Annotated in this window: 14 protein-coding genes and 1 pseudogene; 2 read left to right on the top strand and 13 right to left on the bottom strand. The window is 40.2% G+C overall.

The annotated features are described in order from the left end of the window. Nucleotides 1-35: 35 nt before the first annotated feature. From bamB to ndk, 8 genes are all read right to left on the bottom strand, one after another. On the bottom strand, nucleotides 36-1,214 hold the full coding sequence (bamB, locus tag EU510_RS06135; protein WP_002961301.1) for an outer membrane protein assembly factor BamB: 1,179 nt from the start codon (nucleotides 1,212-1,214) through the stop codon (nucleotides 36-38). A 10-nt stretch (nucleotides 1,215-1,224) separates the two neighbouring features. Then, the gene (locus tag EU510_RS06130; protein WP_149592716.1) at nucleotides 1,225-1,845 is read right to left on the bottom strand and encodes a YfgM family protein; all 621 of its coding nucleotides are present in this window, start codon (nucleotides 1,843-1,845) and stop codon (nucleotides 1,225-1,227) included. 19 nt (nucleotides 1,846-1,864) lie between these two features. Continuing rightward, nucleotides 1,865-3,145, bottom strand: coding sequence for a histidine--tRNA ligase (hisS, locus tag EU510_RS06125; protein WP_149592715.1), 1,281 nt, complete (start codon nucleotides 3,143-3,145; stop codon nucleotides 1,865-1,867). 398 nt (nucleotides 3,146-3,543) lie between these two features. Beyond that, on the bottom strand, nucleotides 3,544-4,662 hold the full coding sequence (gene ispG, locus EU510_RS06115) for a flavodoxin-dependent (E)-4-hydroxy-3-methylbut-2-enyl-diphosphate synthase (protein WP_058550522.1): 1,119 nt from the start codon (nucleotides 4,660-4,662) through the stop codon (nucleotides 3,544-3,546). A gap of 5 nt (nucleotides 4,663-4,667) precedes the next feature. Beyond that, nucleotides 4,668-5,537 carry a RodZ domain-containing protein gene (locus EU510_RS06110; protein ID WP_149592714.1) on the bottom strand — a complete coding sequence of 290 codons (870 nt, stop codon included), beginning with the start codon at nucleotides 5,535-5,537 and terminating at the stop codon, nucleotides 4,668-4,670. Beyond that, complete coding sequence (gene pilW, locus EU510_RS06105; protein WP_149592713.1) at nucleotides 5,534-7,414, bottom strand: type IV pilus biogenesis/stability protein PilW; 1,881 nt, start codon at nucleotides 7,412-7,414, stop codon at nucleotides 5,534-5,536. Before pilW ends, EU510_RS06110 begins: the two co-directional genes overlap by 4 nt. Nucleotides 7,415-7,541: 127 nt before the next feature. Next, on the bottom strand, nucleotides 7,542-8,672 hold the full coding sequence (locus tag EU510_RS06100) for a bifunctional tRNA (adenosine(37)-C2)-methyltransferase TrmG/ribosomal RNA large subunit methyltransferase RlmN (RefSeq protein WP_149592712.1): 1,131 nt from the start codon (nucleotides 8,670-8,672) through the stop codon (nucleotides 7,542-7,544). A 170-nt stretch (nucleotides 8,673-8,842) separates the two neighbouring features. Then, nucleotides 8,843-9,274: a nucleoside-diphosphate kinase gene (gene ndk, locus EU510_RS06095; RefSeq protein ID WP_002961288.1), complete on the bottom strand. Its 432-nt coding sequence runs from the start codon at nucleotides 9,272-9,274 to the stop codon at nucleotides 8,843-8,845. Between the two features lie 217 nt (nucleotides 9,275-9,491). On the opposite strand from ndk, the gene yegQ reads away from it, so the two are divergent. Both yegQ and EU510_RS06085 read left to right on the top strand, forming a co-directional pair. After that, nucleotides 9,492-10,877, top strand: a complete 1,386-nt coding sequence (yegQ, locus tag EU510_RS06090) for a tRNA 5-hydroxyuridine modification protein YegQ (RefSeq protein WP_149592711.1) — start codon at nucleotides 9,492-9,494, stop codon at nucleotides 10,875-10,877. Nucleotides 10,878-11,100: 223 nt separating this feature from the next. Beyond that, entirely contained in the window at nucleotides 11,101-11,973 is an 873-nt protein-coding gene (locus EU510_RS06085; RefSeq protein ID WP_149592710.1) for an EamA family transporter, read from the top strand. Between the two features lie 44 nt (nucleotides 11,974-12,017). Here EU510_RS06085 and EU510_RS06080 read toward each other — a convergent pair whose 3' ends face one another. From EU510_RS06080 to EU510_RS20030, 5 genes and pseudogenes are all read right to left on the bottom strand, one after another. Beyond that, complete coding sequence (locus tag EU510_RS06080) at nucleotides 12,018-12,911, bottom strand: LysR family transcriptional regulator (protein ID WP_149592709.1); 894 nt, start codon at nucleotides 12,909-12,911, stop codon at nucleotides 12,018-12,020. 358 nt (nucleotides 12,912-13,269) lie between these two features. Next, nucleotides 13,270-14,475: a type II toxin-antitoxin system HipA family toxin gene (locus tag EU510_RS06075; RefSeq protein WP_149592708.1), complete on the bottom strand. Its 1,206-nt coding sequence runs from the start codon at nucleotides 14,473-14,475 to the stop codon at nucleotides 13,270-13,272. Beyond that, nucleotides 14,447-14,596 carry a hypothetical protein gene (locus EU510_RS20040; protein ID WP_262501199.1) on the bottom strand — a complete coding sequence of 50 codons (150 nt, stop codon included), beginning with the start codon at nucleotides 14,594-14,596 and terminating at the stop codon, nucleotides 14,447-14,449. Before EU510_RS20040 ends, EU510_RS06075 begins: the two co-directional genes overlap by 29 nt. A 56-nt stretch (nucleotides 14,597-14,652) precedes the next feature. Continuing rightward, the gene (locus EU510_RS20035) at nucleotides 14,653-14,922 is read right to left on the bottom strand and encodes a hypothetical protein (RefSeq protein ID WP_262501198.1); all 270 of its coding nucleotides are present in this window, start codon (nucleotides 14,920-14,922) and stop codon (nucleotides 14,653-14,655) included. A gap of 9 nt (nucleotides 14,923-14,931) precedes the next feature. Further along, nucleotides 14,932-15,468, bottom strand: a pseudogene (locus EU510_RS20030) (type I restriction endonuclease); the annotation flags it as partial.

Below are 15,468 nucleotides of genomic sequence, written 5' to 3'. Positions count from 1 at the left end.
CGAAGCCTTAAAAAAACCATATGACTATTAGTAACTTAGTTTGGTATTTTTACCATACTAACTTCACCATCACGGGTGTATAAAATTAGCTTATCGTCGGCAACAACTGGCTCAACAAAAAAGCCTGAGCTGTCAAAGTCTTCTCGAGATACTAGCTCGCCAGTTTCTTTATTTAGCCAATGTAGGTTACCTTCTTGGTCGCCTAAAGCTAAGTGGCTACCTGCAACTGCAGGGCCTGTTAGGTACCAACCACGTAGAGCGGGTTGGCTCCAACGTTCAATACCTGAATTTTTATCTAATGCGTAAATAACACCATCGCTATCTACTAAATAAATTGTTTGTGCATCCATCGCAATTTCGCGGTAGCTGCTGTACTCACGTTTCCACACTACGTTGCCAGAGCGAATATCTACAGCAGCTAAGTTGCCGTTGTAAGCTATAGCGTAAGCATATGGACCGCTAATAAGTGGTTGAGTGTCTACGTCAACTAGGCGTTCAAATTCTGATGCGCCTTTAGCAACCGCAATTTCTGCGCTCCATGCTGAGTAACCACTGTCTGAAATTAAAACGCTTAGCTTGCCTGTTTCAAGGCCTACTAATACACCACCGTTAGCAACAGTTGGCGAGCTTTGTCCGCGTAATGTTAGTGGTGGAACTTCTTGTTCAAAACTCCAACGCTCTTCGCCCGTATCTGGGTGAAGGGCTAACAATTTACCAGAGCCTAAATTTACAAATATTAAGCCATCGCCTGCTGTCGGTTTAGACAGTGATTCGCCTGGTACATTCTTACGCCAAACTTCTTCACCGGTTTCGCGATCAAGAGCAATAATAAAGCCGTGTTCAGAACCTATATAAATTTTACCATAGGCTTGCAAAATACCACCTGATAATTTTGCATTACCGTTGTCAGCCCATGGCCAAAACGATAAATCTTGGCGTACATCGGTTTCCCACTTGGTATCGCCGTTAGTAAGCGAAAGCGCTTCTACTTGGCCTTCGCGACTAGCAACATATACAGTATCTTTGTAAACAGCTGGTGTTAAACGAGAAAAATAATGCTCTACGCCATCACCTACAGATTCTTGCCAAACAACGTCAGTTTCAAATTGGTTTACAATTTCAGGAAGTACTAGTTCATCTTCATCATCACTTGATGAACAACCCATCAGTGTTGCCATACATAGGGCAAGGGCTGCTGTTGTAAATTTTTTCATACCTAAAACCTTATGCCGCTGGGCTAGTTACTGCTAGGTCATCTAACTTAATTTGTAATAGTGGGTTACTTGTTAATCCACCCGCATCTATTGCTGCTTGGTATGCAGTACGTGCTTGATCTTTATTACCTTGCTGTGTGTAAATGTCGCCTTTAAGCTCGGCAACGTTTGCATTGAATGCTTCAGGTAATGGTGCATTTAATGTAGTTAATGCATCGTCATATTTAGTTTGTGCAATTTGAATTCGCGCTAAACGTGTAATCGCAATTGCTTTTAATTCTGTATTTTCAGTGTTAGATACTATCCAGCTAAGCTTTTCGCTTGCTACGTCTAATTTTTTTGCTTCTACAGCGTCTTTTGCAGCAACAAATGCAGCAAGTGTTGCGTAGTTTGTATCTTTATTTTCACTAATAAACGCATCAGCTGAAGATAATACATCATCACTTTCAACAAGCGCTGTATATGAATCTGATGCTTTTTCAGCGGTAGTAATTTGGTTTTGGTTATATGTTTTCCAGCCATATAAGCCACCAAGGCCAACAAGTATGCCTAGTGCAAGTGAAATGCCGTTTTCACGGAAAAAGCGTTTAATGGCTTCTGCTTGTTGTTCTTCTGTTGAATAAATATCCATTCTTACCTCTAATGTTCGCTTAGCCGTTAATAAGCTCAGCTAATAGCGCTTTAGCTTGTTCTAGTTCTAATGTGACTTGTTCTTTACGCTCGCGTAAATACTTGATGGTCACAACGCCTTTTTCTAATTCATCTTCACCAATAATCACTGCAACAAGTGCATCGCTTTTATCAGCACGTTTTAATTGTTTTTTAAAGTTGCCGCCGCCCGCATGCACCATAACGCGTAAACCTGGTACGTCTTTACGTAGTTGCGCTGCAATTGCAGGAGCTTGAATGCTTGCTTTGTCGCCCATTGCTGCTAAATATACATCAGCATTACGACGAATGTCACCTACACACTCAAGCGCTTGTAGTAATAACACTAAGCGCTCTAGACCCATTGCAAAACCAACTGCTGGCGTTGCTCTGCCGCCAAGTTGCTCAACTAAGCCGTCGTAACGACCACCAGCACATACAGTGCCTTGTGCGCCTAAGCTATCGGTTACCCATTCAAATACGGTACGGTTGTAGTAGTCTAAACCACGTACTAACTTTTCATTAACCGTATATGAGACGCCAGCAGCGTCTAAACGTTCACATAAATTTTCAAAATGTTCTTTTGATTCAGCGTCTAAGTTTTCAGACAATTTAGGCGCATCAGTTAAAATTGCTTGTACGTCTGGGTTTTTGCTATCAAGTACGCGTAATGGGTTTGAATACATACGACGTTTTGAGTCTTCATCAAGCACATCAATGTGTTGCTCAAGGTAGGCTACTAACGCATCACGGTAATCTGCACGCGCTTCGTTAGACCCTAAAGAATTTAGCTCTAGACGAACGTGCTCTGTAATACCAAAGGCTTCCCAGAGTTGCGCTGTTAATAAAATAACTTCTGCGTCTATGTCGGCTGTGGCAATACCAAATGTTTCTAAACCAAATTGGTGAAACTGACGGTAACGACCTTTTTGCGGACGCTCGTGACGAAACATTGGACCCATGTACCAAAGGCGTTGTTCTTGGTTATATAGTAAGCCATTTTGGTTGCCAGCACGTACGCATACTGCGGTGCCTTCTGGGCGAAGTGTTAATAGGTCGCCATTGCGATCGGCAAAGGTGTACATTTCTTTTTCTACTATATCGGTAACTTCACCAATAGAGCGTTTAAATAAGTCGGTTGATTCTACAATAGGAAAACGAATTTCTTGATAACCGAACGATGCTACTGTCTCGCGTAAAATGTTTTCTACTTTCTGCCAAACTTGCGTGTCGCCCGGCAGACAATCGTTCATACCGCGAACTGCCTGAATTTGTTTTGCCACTGATAAATCCTAATTACTGTTTATGTGTAATAAAAAAATGCTTACACAACAAGAATGCTAAAAATTGACCCGTCATTATATACCCAAATGACCCCATGATGCGAGTTTCAGTTGGAATTAAAAGCGATTTAGGCAAGGCATTGATTGAAAGTAATAGTGGTTCTATTGTTAAAATCAATAACGCAGTATAAATCGCTTTTAAACCAACCCGTTGGGCGGTTCACAGACACTTACTCTCATCGTTGTTACTTTTTTAAAAGGGGTTGCCATTCTTGCAAAGTAACGCCTTGATATTAAGAGCCTGTGAAACGCTGAATTCTGTATCTTGGGGTCGTTTGGGTATCCTCTAGCTATAAAGGTAAACGCCAAACACCGCTGTTTGGCGCTTTATGCGGTATTTATTCGACTATTTTAACGTCGATAGGTGTTTGCTGCTCTTTTTGAGCAATAAAGTCGCGCACGTAGCCTTCAAGTTGGTCAACAATGTTGTTGTTATCTATACGTGCTTTTTGGCGTTCGCCATTAATGTATAAACCTGAGCGACGGTTTGCACCGGCAAGGCCTATATCGCTCACAAGGGCTTCGCCTGGGCCGTTTACAACACAGCCTATTACCGAAACCGATACAGGCTCAATAATATCTTCAAGGCGCTCTTCAAGCTGGTTCATGGTGCTTACTACATCAAACTCTTGACGAGAACAGCTTGGGCAGGCAATAAAGTTAATACCGCGCGAACGTATGCGCAGCGATTTTAAAATATCAAAACCTACTTTAATTTCTTGAACAGGGTCAGCTGCAAGAGATACACGTAGCGTATCGCCAATACCTTCGGCAAGTAGCATACCTAAACCTACGGCTGATTTAACCGAGCCAGATCGCATGCCGCCCGCTTCAGTAATACCTAAATGCAGTGGTTGGTCTATTTCTTTAGCGAGTAAGCGATATGCGCCTACAGCTAAAAATACGTCTGATGCTTTTACCGATATTTTAAATTGGTCAAAATCAAGGCGGCGTAATATATCTACATGGCGCATTGCTGATTCTAATAAGGCTTCAGGTGTAGGCTCGCCGTATTTTTCTTGTAAGTCGCGCTCTAATGAGCCGCCATTTACGCCAATACGAATAGGAATATTATGCTCACGAGCAGAATCGACCACAGCTCTGATACGCTCTTCACTACCTATATTACCTGGGTTTATGCGCAAACAATCTACGCCGTATTTTGCCACTTTTAAGGCTATACGATAGTCAAAGTGAATATCGGCTACTAGCGGAATACTTACTTGCTCTTTTATACTTTTAAACGCTTCAGCTGCGTCCATAGTTGGTACTGATACACGCACTATATCGGCACCTGCATCTTGTATTGCCTGAATTTGTGCAACGGTTGCATCAACATCCATGGTGTCGGTGTTGGTCATTGATTGCACAGCAATAGGGGCGCCGTCACCAATAGGGACGTTACCTACATTGATACGGGTGGATTTTCTGCGTTTAATTGGAGATTCTGAAAACATAGCGACTACTCTGCTAGTGGTAATGTAAATTTGGCTAAACGGTTTTTAGGAAATGCAGAAACATCTACAGGTTCGCCGTTTAAAGTAATGTCTACAGCGTCATGCTTACCAAGCACAACTGAAAAAGGAGGCGTTCCGCTTACGGTCATAATGTAGCCTGCTTTTTTAACGCCGAATGCTATTTTTTCGCCTTCGCCATCGTAAATTTCAACCCAACTTTCGCCGTTAAAGTTCATAATAATTGTACTGCTAACATCTTCTTGGCTTGCGTTGTTAGAAGTAATAGGAGCAGTTTCTGTTACTGCTTCTGGGCCTGTTGATATTTTAGTAGGCGTATTTTGCGATTCTAATAATGATTCGTCGTCAATGTCGGCTTGTTGCTGTTGCTCTGAAATACTGGGTTGAGCGGCTTGGCGCTCGCTCATTTTTGAGTTGGCTACGTTTATGTTACTGGTTTGCTCTTCAATAGGTGTCGCGTTTTGCCAAAACCATAAAGCAGATGAGCCAATAACAATCGCTAAAATTAAATAGCTAAAAAACATTAAGCGACTGTCGTTTGCTTCTTTTTCTGTTCGGCGTGAAAAGCTCTGCATATTAGCGGGCTTAGTCGGCTCTGGTGGTGCGGGCATCATCGCTAATATAGGTGTGCTATCTACTTTTAATTCACGGCAATAATTTTTTATATAGCCTTTAACAAAAGTGATAGGGCCGAGTAATGCAAATTCATCATTTTCAAGGCGTTTAATTTGAAGTTCAGACAGCTTTAACGGTGCAGCAATAGTCGCTATGCTAACGTTTGCTTGCTCTCTATGATTTTTTAATATTTGGCCTACAGTTGGCTGTTCGCTCTGTGTTTGCGTATTTTCTTCATTCATAATGTGTATGAGTCTGGATCCACTAGTAAAAGTCTGTGCCCTGGTTTTAATGCTATATCAGGACTTAATTTATTCCATCGCATTAATTCATCAATTAATACATGCCGCTGGGTAGCAATATCGTAAAGGGAATCACCAGCTTTAATTTCGTAATAAATATTAGGATCGTTTAGGTATATTTTACTTCCATTCATTACCCGATCCGACTCTTTTAAACCATTCCATTGCAGGAGTTTTTGTAGTTTAACATTGTATCGCACCGAAATGCTAAATAGGTTTTCGCCAACAGCAATTACATGAAATGGTACGCGTAAAGGTGATACTTTAGGATTAAGCATTGGGAGTTCTGTTTTTTGAACTGCATTGTAGGGCTTAAACTCAATATCTGAGCTACTTTGATAGTCGCCATTGTTAAATACGCCGGCATCTTTAGTAGTTTCATAAAATACCACGTCAGCGCCTTCATCTTTTGCAGATCTTGTAGGTACAGAACTCGTGTTACTCGCTGTTTGCGGTGAGTTAAAGTTGGCTGCTTTAGGCGCACCAAATGAAATTATTTTAACTTCATCGTCTGTTATTGCAGGAGCTTGCACAGCGTTAGCCGCAGTTGACTTAGAAACACTCGGTTTAGGTGTACTTTTTTGTTTGCTTTCTGGCTGAGGAACAATGTTATCTGCCGAGTCGTGCTCTGTAGTAAGTGCTAGCATAACTGCTGATGTATCGGTGGGTGTACGTGATGTTAATACTTTTTCACTTGGTGCCGTCTTTGCCGCTGGGGCTTTGTTTGTAACTGTAGGCGCTGCATTTGCTAGTTGCTTTGTACTTTTATCAACTTGGTTAGTTATTGCTGTTTGAGCTGGCTGCGCTTGCACTGTACGGGCAATAACAGGGTTTGCGTCTTCTGCAGGGACTACTATCGGTAGTACTGGCGTTGGCTCATTGTTTTTAGTAATTAAACTTGTTGAACCGTCCTCTGAGGAACGCTTCTTTCTTATAACTTTTATTTTTGGTTTTGAACTAACGTGTGCGCCGTTTGCGTCATTTTTTAGTTCTTTTAACTGCGCTTTACGGTATTTTTCTCGCAGTATTTCAAACTCATTAAAACGTGTTCTTTTTTCTTTTAGTGCATAGGCTTCGTCACTTGTAGAATAAGTTTGTAAAATAGTGCTAGAGATTTTTTCAGCCTCTTCTATTCTGCCCATTCTGTTTTTTACAAGGTAGCTAAGCATTAATGCACGAGAAGATACTCGACCTGTGCTTTCGTAGCGTTTTAACAGTTCGCTGGCTTTGTACAAGTCACTTTTAGCATAATACAGTGCAGCTAAGCTAACTAATGTAGAAGTCCGTTGAGAACTGTGATTAAGTGCTTGTTGAAAATAGCTTTCTGCATTTTCAAAATCGTCAAATTCAATAGCACAGAGAGCTAAATTTTCGTAGCTTTCGGCAACTCGAATATAACTTGGTATTTCAATGGCTTTTAAAAATTGATCAGTAGCGCGGTCGTATTCATCAATACCACATAAAAATACACCGTAGTTATTAAGGGTATTAGGATCATCAGGCTTTATTTCAAGCGCTTTTTGATATGCTTTGTCAGCACGCGGATTTTCGCCCACTTGTTGATAATAATAAGCAAGAGAATAATGTACTTCAGGTAAGTTAGGAGCAAATTCAGCCGCACGTTCTAAATTGTATTTAGCTTGAGAGTTATTACCCGTTTTTAAATATTGAAGGGCTAAAGCAATTCTAGTACGTGCTGCGCCAGTATTATTAATTTTATTTTTGACGACGGGTTTGTTACTGCCGTTATAGCTACTTTCGCTAACACAGCCACTTAGTGCAAGTGCTGATAGTGTTAAAGCAAGTATAGATCGCATTACCTTGTCTCTTTATTTTTGTCCATAGCGTCTATATTACCTAAAAGCTTTTACGTTGCATCATTTATTTAAAAATAAACGACTTAAGTGCTCACAGGTTTAATTAACATGCGAGCACTTAATGCAATTATGCCTGATGAATATTCACGCTAATAGCGTTATCTTCGCGCATTTTCTTTTTCGCCATACGTTTAGTGCGGTCAACTACATCACCTGCTAATTGCCCACACGCTGCGTCAATATCGTCACCACGAGTACGACGAACAATACATGTAACGCCAGCGGCTTGTAATACTTTTGAAAAACGATCAATACGACTATTGCTCGAACGTGTATATTCGTTACCAGGGAATGGATTAAATGGAATTAGGTTAACCTTAGATGGAGTACCTTTGAGCGTTTGAACTAAAGCATGCGCTTGATCAGTGCTGTCGTTTACGCCATTAAGCATTACGTATTCAATTGTAACGTCTTTATTTGCTTTAGAGCCATCAATGTAACGACGACATGCCGCTAAAAACTCTTCAATAGGGTACTTTTTATTAATAGGCACTAAAATATCGCGCAGTGCGTTATCTGGTGCGTGTAGTGAAATAGCCAGTGCTACGTCAATTTTCTCTTTTAATAAATCAAGTGCCGGTACTACACCTGACGTACTTAATGTTACACGGCGCTTAGATAAGCCAAAGCCCCAGTCGTCCATCATTAATTCCATAGCTGGTACTACGTTTTTAACGTTAAGTAATGGCTCGCCCATACCCATCATTACTACGTTAGTAACAGGGCGTTTTTCGCTGTTGCCATCAAGGCCAATATCTTTAGCTACGCGCCATACTTGGCCAATAATTTCTGATACTTTTAAGTTACGGTTAAAGCCTTGTTGGGCGGTAGAACAAAACGTACATTCTAAAGCACAGCCAACTTGTGAAGATACACATAACGTTGCACGTTCTTTTTCTGGGATCCACACAGCTTCTACTTCTTGGCCGCCTTCAAGTACTAATGCGTATTTGATTGTGCCGTCGCTTGCTTGTTGGCGAACAGATATTTCTGGTGCAACAATTTCGCATTCGTTTTTAAGTTTTTCTTTAAGCTTTTTATTTACGTTGCTCATTTCGTCGAAGTTATCTACGCCAAAATGATAAATCCATTTCATCACCTGGTCGCCACGAAATGGCTTTTCACCGAACGATACAAATAGCTCGCGCATTGCATCTCGGTTTAAATCTAATAAATTAATCTTTTTTTGCTCGGTCATGAAACAACCTCAATCGGTGACGGTGGAGATAAAAATTTACAAGGACGAATTGTACACAATTCACTCGGTTTAATCATTAAGTAAAATATCAAAAAATGTACTTACGAATACTTTACGTAATGACTAAAAAAGGGCCCGAAAGCCCTTTTCATTTTGTTAACGAGTTCGAATTAACGAGTACGTGAACAAAGCTCTTCGTCAGCGAAGAAATACGCGATTTCGCGAGCAGCAGATTCAACAGCGTCAGAACCGTGAACAGCGTTTTCGTCGATGCTATCAGCGTAGTCTGCACGTAAAGTGCCAGCTAGTGCTTCAGCAGGGTTAGTAGCACCCATGATTTCACGGTTTTTAAGAACAGCGTTTTCGCCTTCAAGAACTGTAACCATTACTGGGCCAGATGTCATGAAAGATACTAATGCGCCAAAGAAAGGACGCTCGCTGTGCTCTGCGTAGAAACCTTCAGCTTTCTCTTGTGAAAGGTGAACCATTTTAGCTGCAACGATTTTAAGGCCAGCAGTTTCGAAACGGTTGTAGATAGCGCCAATGTGGTTTTTAGCTACTGCGTCTGGTTTTACGATTGAGAAAGTACGCTCTAAAGCCATCTTTATGCTCCAATAATTTATAAGTAAAAGTGTGAATATTAACGGGCGCGAATTATACGCGCTTTAGCTGAAAAATCCTAATTTTATTAAAAACCAGTTTGATTGCAGTTTTGTGATCTTGATCAAAAGCACAATGCTTGGCGGATTTATAATGCCGCACTTATAAATTAATTAATCATGCAACCGACTTATACTCGGTTCGATGTATGGAGCGCACATGCCAACTGTTTCTTCTTTAACTTCTTTTGTACCTGAACTGTTATGCCCTGCAGGGAGCTTAAAAAATATGCGCTATGCCTTTGCTTATGGTGCAGATGCCGTATATGCAGGGCAGCCTCGTTACAGTTTACGTGTACGAAATAATGAGTTTGACCTAGACACATTACAAATAGGTATTAATGAAGCACATGCACTAAATAAAAATTTTTATGTGGTATCTAATATTGCCCCGCATAACGCTAAGGTTAAATCGTACTTACAAGATATTGAACCGGTTATAGCTATGGGGCCCGATGCGCTGATTATGTCAGACCCTGGGCTCATTATGCTTGTTCGTGAAAAGTGGCCGGCGATGCCTATTCACTTATCGGTGCAAGCAAACGCCGTTAATTTTGCAAGCGTGCAGTTTTGGGCGAAGCAGGGCATTGAGCGGGTTATTTTATCTCGCGAGCTCTCGCTTGAAGAAATTAAGGAAATACGCACGCTTTGCCCAAATACTGAGCTTGAGGTGTTTGTACATGGTGCATTATGCATGGCGTATTCTGGGCGTTGTTTACTCTCTGGTTATATAAACAAACGCGACCCAAACCAAGGTACCTGTACAAATGCATGCCGCTGGAATTACGATGTAAAACCAGGCGTTGAAAACGAAACGGGTGAAATGGTGCATAAGTTTGATCCCAAACAGATGATTCCTACCCTTGGTGAGGGCGCGCCGAGTAACGATGTATTTATGTTAGAGGAGCAAGGCCGCCCTGGTGAATATATGCCTGCATTTGAGGATGAACACGGCACGTATATTATGAATTCAAAAGATTTACGCGCCGTGCAATATGTTGAACAGTTAACAAAAATGGGTGTACATAGTTTAAAAATAGAAGGGCGCACTAAGTCATTTTATTATGTGGCGCGCACTGCACAAGTGTATCGAAAAGCAATAGATGACGCGGCTTTGGGTAAACCATTCGATACTAACTTATTTAAAACACTTGAGAACTTAGCACATAGAGGCTACACCGAAGGTTTTTTAAAGCGCCATGCCCATCAAGAATATCAAAATTACGAATACGGTCACTCGGTATCTACTAAGCAGCAATTTGTAGGTGAAGTGCTAGGGCGTGACGAAAGCGGATTAGTAAACATAGACGTTAAAAATAAATTTTGCATCGGCCACTCACTTGAACTGATGACCCCACAAGGAAACATTACTTTTACACTTGAATACATGCAAAACAAAAAGGGCGAAAGTATTAGCGATGCTAAAGGCTCTGGTCACATTGTAAAAATCCCGCTAGATGAGGGCATTAATTTAGAGCATGCAATATTAATGCGTAACCTAGATGCACACCAAGATACCCGAAATCCATTCAAAGAGGTCAGTTAGAGTCTACTCTAATAACTGCTCAAAGCTATTTTATTAAATAGAGTGACGCTGAGCAGTTATATCTTCATCTGCTATTTTTTAAATACCATTTATGGAATTTACCTTATCGTTTATGCTTATTTATAAAATTTTAAAAGCGAATATAATGGATATTCGTACTTAACACGTGTTGTTAAATCGCTCCTCACTGTTACCCCATAACTTTTTAAAGGAATCATTTTGTATGTGGATAATTTTTGCATTACTCGCGACTGTTTTTTTTGGTGCTCGAGGAGTATTGTATCAATGGACGTCGCAAAAAAAGATTAACCGTAACTTATTATTATTCGGTGTGTTTTTTGTTGGATTTATTATTAGTGCGCTAGGTACTGTGGTGTTTGAGCACACATGGTATGGCTGGGCAGACATTACGGTTGGGCTGGCTTTAGGTTTTGGCTCTTTTGCTGCTAATGGTTTGTTGCATAAGGGGTTTTCGGTTGGTAAGGCGTCTTTAATTAGTATTTTATCTGGATTAACGCCTCTGTTTGTCCTTTTATTTGCTTTTTTATTGTGGCAGGAGACCTTAACAACAATTCAATTAATTGGCTTTTTCATTATTTTTGGTGGCCTTTATATCATTCGTTATTCAAGCGATATTTCGTTGAACAACCTACAAGGTGCACAATGGGGATTACTTGCTGCACTTGCCTTTGCATTTAATGATTTAATGGGTAAGCAATCAACACTTCTTGAGGCAGATACGTTTGCAACTTTAACCTCTATGTTTGGGTTTGGCAGCTTTCTTTTTGCTGTCAGCTGGTTAGTAAAGCGTAAAAATGCACTTGCATCGCAAGACAGCTCTCATACATATTGGTCTGCGAGTAAAACATTTTCGTGCGGATTACTGATTGGATTAACAAACGTGGCAGGTATGGTGGCAATAATATCGGCTTTTGCAATTGGTAATACAGGGCTCGTTTCGGCAATTTCAGGGATGAACATTTTAATTATTTTATTGTACTCACGCATCGTTTTAAAAGAGTCGTTTACCCGCCAAGAAGTGATAGGATTAGCAACAGCATTTTTAGGTGTAATTGTACTAAGGCTTAGTTTTTAAACGTCAAATTAGCTTAATTATTGCAATGATAAAAACCTACACTGCTACACATTAGTAAAGTGTTGCAGTGTATGGTCTATCAGTAATCGCACTCGGTAAGGTATTTGTTTTCTGTCGCGATAAAGTATAGAAAATGGCTGCCCGTCACTTTTCCAGTCAGGAAGAATACGTTTAAGCTTTGTGGCTTCAATAAGAGGCAATGCTATATAATCAGGAATGTAGCTAATGCCTACACCAGACTCAACGGCTTGTTTCATCATTTGAATTTCATCAACTTCTAACCGGACATGCGTGTTTGGATTAAAACTGTACTCTTCACTCGTTTGCTGGTTTTTTAACTGCCACGGAGCTAACCCAAGGCAAGTAACTTTTGGGTGATCTTTTAATTGCTCAGGATGAGTGATGGATTGATGATCATAATTTGGGTGAACACACAGCAGATTATGAGTAAGCTTAAGTTTTCTAATCACCCAATCTTCAATTGCTGGGTTTCTCACTCTAAACGCTATATCAATTCCTTCTTTTTCAATATCAATAAGATTATTGGAAAAGCGTAAATCTAATTGAATATCGGGATATTGCAGTAAAAACTCACAAAAAATAGCACTTAAAAAATGTTTACCCATGTAAATGGGTGCAGAGATCCTAATTTTCCCTGTAGGTTGCTCTTTCTCATCACAAAGTGCTTGCTCAATACACTCTACTTCGTCAAATAACTTGCGATAGCGGTCGTAATATAACTCACCAGTATGCGTAAGTGTTATCCGATGAGCATCTCGATTTAGTAACGTTAATTGAAGGGTTTGCTCTAATAAACGTATTCTACGGCTTAAAGTTGATAGTGACATACCAAGGTCTGCTGATGCTTTTTTAAAGCTACCTAGTTTTACTATGGTGCAAAAGTAACGTAAATCATCGAGAGAATAATTAGCTGCCATCAGAATTACTTTATTGTTTAGGATGTAGGCAATATTAACAGCGACGCTTCAAAATTTCATTAGAGATTAAGGAGTAAGAACTGAAGTTAGGCAATAAAATTTTATATAACTTTGATTTCATAACTCTGCAATAAAGGTACTGGTAAACTATGTAACTCAATCTGTTCAGCAAATAAATTAAAAGTAGTTTGAAGTTGTACTTGTTAGAGTCATTGAAATAGATTTAGAAATGTTAATTAGAAATAAAGTTGCCGCTGCCTTTTTAGAGTTATAAATAAATCAATATTATTAGCTTAATACAATTAACTACCTATTAAATGCTTATTTATGGCGTACGTGTTATCAAGCTGTTGCTCTATTAAACTAATCGTTTTTTATTTACGTCTAATGCTTTTGCTGTGTCTTTAAAGTTTAAAATAATCTCTGCTATTTCAGATATGACAACTTGTACTTGTTTCCAGTTTGCATAACCTGCTGCAGAGGCCAGCTTTTGAATCGCTTTTAGTGGCGGGTTTTTTCCAAATCCAGCAAACGAAGTAGCATGCTCGTTAAAAGGGTGAGGACTAAAAGTGACATCATAAAAAGGCGCTAAATCCCACTCACCAGAATCTTCTTGTAAAAAAGCCCAGTTTTTACTGTGGTCGTCTTGGTTACAGCTAAATAAATTAAACATAGCCCGACGAAATTGTAATTGCCCTGCAGCAGGTGATTTGCATAAAACACGGCTCGCTTTAATTAAATCCTCATAATCTAATGTAGGTGTGCGAAAATCAGCATCTAGCAAGCCACATGCACTATGCATATTTTTGCAGCCCATTTTATCACCCATTAATTTAAACCTATCGAATCGTTTTAAGGCAAGCCATTGCTTTGCACCGGTCCCTTCTGGGGCGGGTACCAGTAATCTCTGAGGAGGTTTTAGTCCCGCTTGTTCAGCTAAATCTAAATACACAGCTTCACACAACCCTTCCTCATGTCCTAAAGCGAGGTTTTTGGATGTGAATTTTATTAACCAAGCATCATCACCTGTTTTAGGTTTTGTTCTACATTCTTGTATATTATTGTCAGGAAAATAAATTTGGGCTTTTGGGCGTGCACCGCCGGAGCTACCAGCAGCCACTAACGCAGAAAGTACTTCTTCTGTTTGTCCGTCAAATATTGCTTGGGCTTGTTGACCTAATGTAGCAAGACCAGCTTCATCGTCATTTGTGCCATCATAATGAGTTTCAGGTGTAAACGAAAATGCTCCCATAGCCGAATGGCCAACAAAAGATAAGCGGTCCATTGCGGTAACAAAGTTAGGCATTATATTATTTTGTCTGAATACACGGTCCTGTAGTAGTAACCCCCACCCATCAGGTAAACAATCAGAAAAGACCCCATGCAATCCATTATGTGGGCTTTTGGGTGCTAACTGAACATCTCTATTGAAGGCGAGTGAGAATGGCGAAAGATTACCATATGTGTCTAAATAGCTTTGATCGAATTGAAAGTAAACACCTTGCCTATTTTGAGCAAGTACACTACAGCGGCAACTAAATCTTGGCCACTTTGGGTACGATATATCTCTTCATCAACACCAGAAAAACCTTCTCAATTTGTTCATCTAATTCGGTTCTATCCGTCACGATTAATACTCGTGAGTCCGTTATGTTTTCGCGTATCCACTTAGCGAGCCACACCATAGTGAGGCTTTTACCTGAGCCTTGAGTGTGCCAAATAATACCATCTTGCTTTGCTGTTACATGTTTTTAGCGGCTTGAATACCAAAAAACTGATTATGGCGACAGGTTTTTTTAACGCCTGCATCAAACACAATAAAGTCATGTATAAGCTGCAAAAACCGATGTTTATCGCATAATTGAGCAAGATGAGTATCTAGTAAAGTGTCTGCTGTTACCCCCGCAGCTGGTAAGCCTTGTGTGCTATTTGGCTCTTTCCATTCTAAGTAATATTTTTCAGAGGTTTCAATAGTACCGTAGCGTATACCTTGCGTATCGTTACCCGCCATAACCAGTTGCATGGTGCTAAAAAAATTACGAATAAAATCTTTTTTCTGGTTATCTAAGTTTTGACGAATGCCTTCACTTACTGAGACCGAGGAGCGCTTTAATTCAATTACGCCTAGCGCAATACCGTTTACATAAATTACTATATCAGGGCGCTTTCTTTTAGGTGAGAGCTGGTCGCCTTTTACGGTAACTTCTTCAGCTATCGAAAAGTCATTGGCTTCCGGGTACTCCCAATCGATCAGCCAAACTGTTTGATTTTGCTGTCCCGTACCTTCTTTTTCTTTTACGCCATAACGCAGTAGTCGGTATACATCTTTATTATCATCAAATAGCTTTTTACCTTCGCCTAGGGCAGCGGCAGCGTCTAATTTTCGTAATGCACGTTTAATAAGCGCTTCAGGTGTTCTTCGGGCTTTAAGCCATTTAGTAAGTAATGTCGTTTCAATGTTGCTATTGCCTTTGCTGTATTCCCAATCACCTAAATAGCCGTAATTTAGCTGCTCTTTGAAAAATGTTACTGCTCGGTTTTGGGTTTTCGTTCTAAT

This window comes from Pseudoalteromonas sp. FUC4, assembly GCF_008370255.1.
Taxonomy (GTDB): Bacteria; Pseudomonadota; Gammaproteobacteria; order Enterobacterales; family Alteromonadaceae; genus Pseudoalteromonas.
This window is presented reverse-complemented; position numbering and strand designations above follow the sequence as displayed.

Bases quoted from the DNA above. Each gene is read 5' to 3' on its own strand.
- bamB (WP_002961301.1), bottom strand. From the start codon at position 1,214: ATGAAAAAATTTACAACAGCAGCCCTTGCCCTATGTATGGCAACACTG.
- EU510_RS06130 (WP_149592716.1), bottom strand. From the start codon at position 1,845: ATGGATATTTATTCAACAGAAGAACAACAAGCAGAAGCCATTAAACGC.
- ispG (WP_058550522.1), bottom strand. From the start codon at position 4,662: ATGTTTTCAGAATCTCCAATTAAACGCAGAAAATCCACCCGTATCAAT.
- EU510_RS06110 (WP_149592714.1), bottom strand. From the start codon at position 5,537: ATGAATGAAGAAAATACGCAAACACAGAGCGAACAGCCAACTGTAGGC.
- pilW (WP_149592713.1), bottom strand. From the start codon at position 7,414: ATGCGATCTATACTTGCTTTAACACTATCAGCACTTGCACTAAGTGGC.
- EU510_RS06100 (WP_149592712.1), bottom strand. From the start codon at position 8,672: ATGACCGAGCAAAAAAAGATTAATTTATTAGATTTAAACCGAGATGCA.
- ndk (WP_002961288.1), bottom strand. From the start codon at position 9,274: ATGGCTTTAGAGCGTACTTTCTCAATCGTAAAACCAGACGCAGTAGCT.
- yegQ (WP_149592711.1), top strand. From the start codon at position 9,492: ATGCCAACTGTTTCTTCTTTAACTTCTTTTGTACCTGAACTGTTATGC.
- EU510_RS06085 (WP_149592710.1), top strand. From the start codon at position 11,101: ATGTGGATAATTTTTGCATTACTCGCGACTGTTTTTTTTGGTGCTCGA.
- EU510_RS06080 (WP_149592709.1), bottom strand. From the start codon at position 12,911: ATGGCAGCTAATTATTCTCTCGATGATTTACGTTACTTTTGCACCATA.
- EU510_RS20040 (WP_262501199.1), bottom strand. From the start codon at position 14,596: ATGGTGTGGCTCGCTAAGTGGATACGCGAAAACATAACGGACTCACGA.
- EU510_RS20035 (WP_262501198.1), bottom strand. From the start codon at position 14,922: ATGGCGGGTAACGATACGCAAGGTATACGCTACGGTACTATTGAAACC.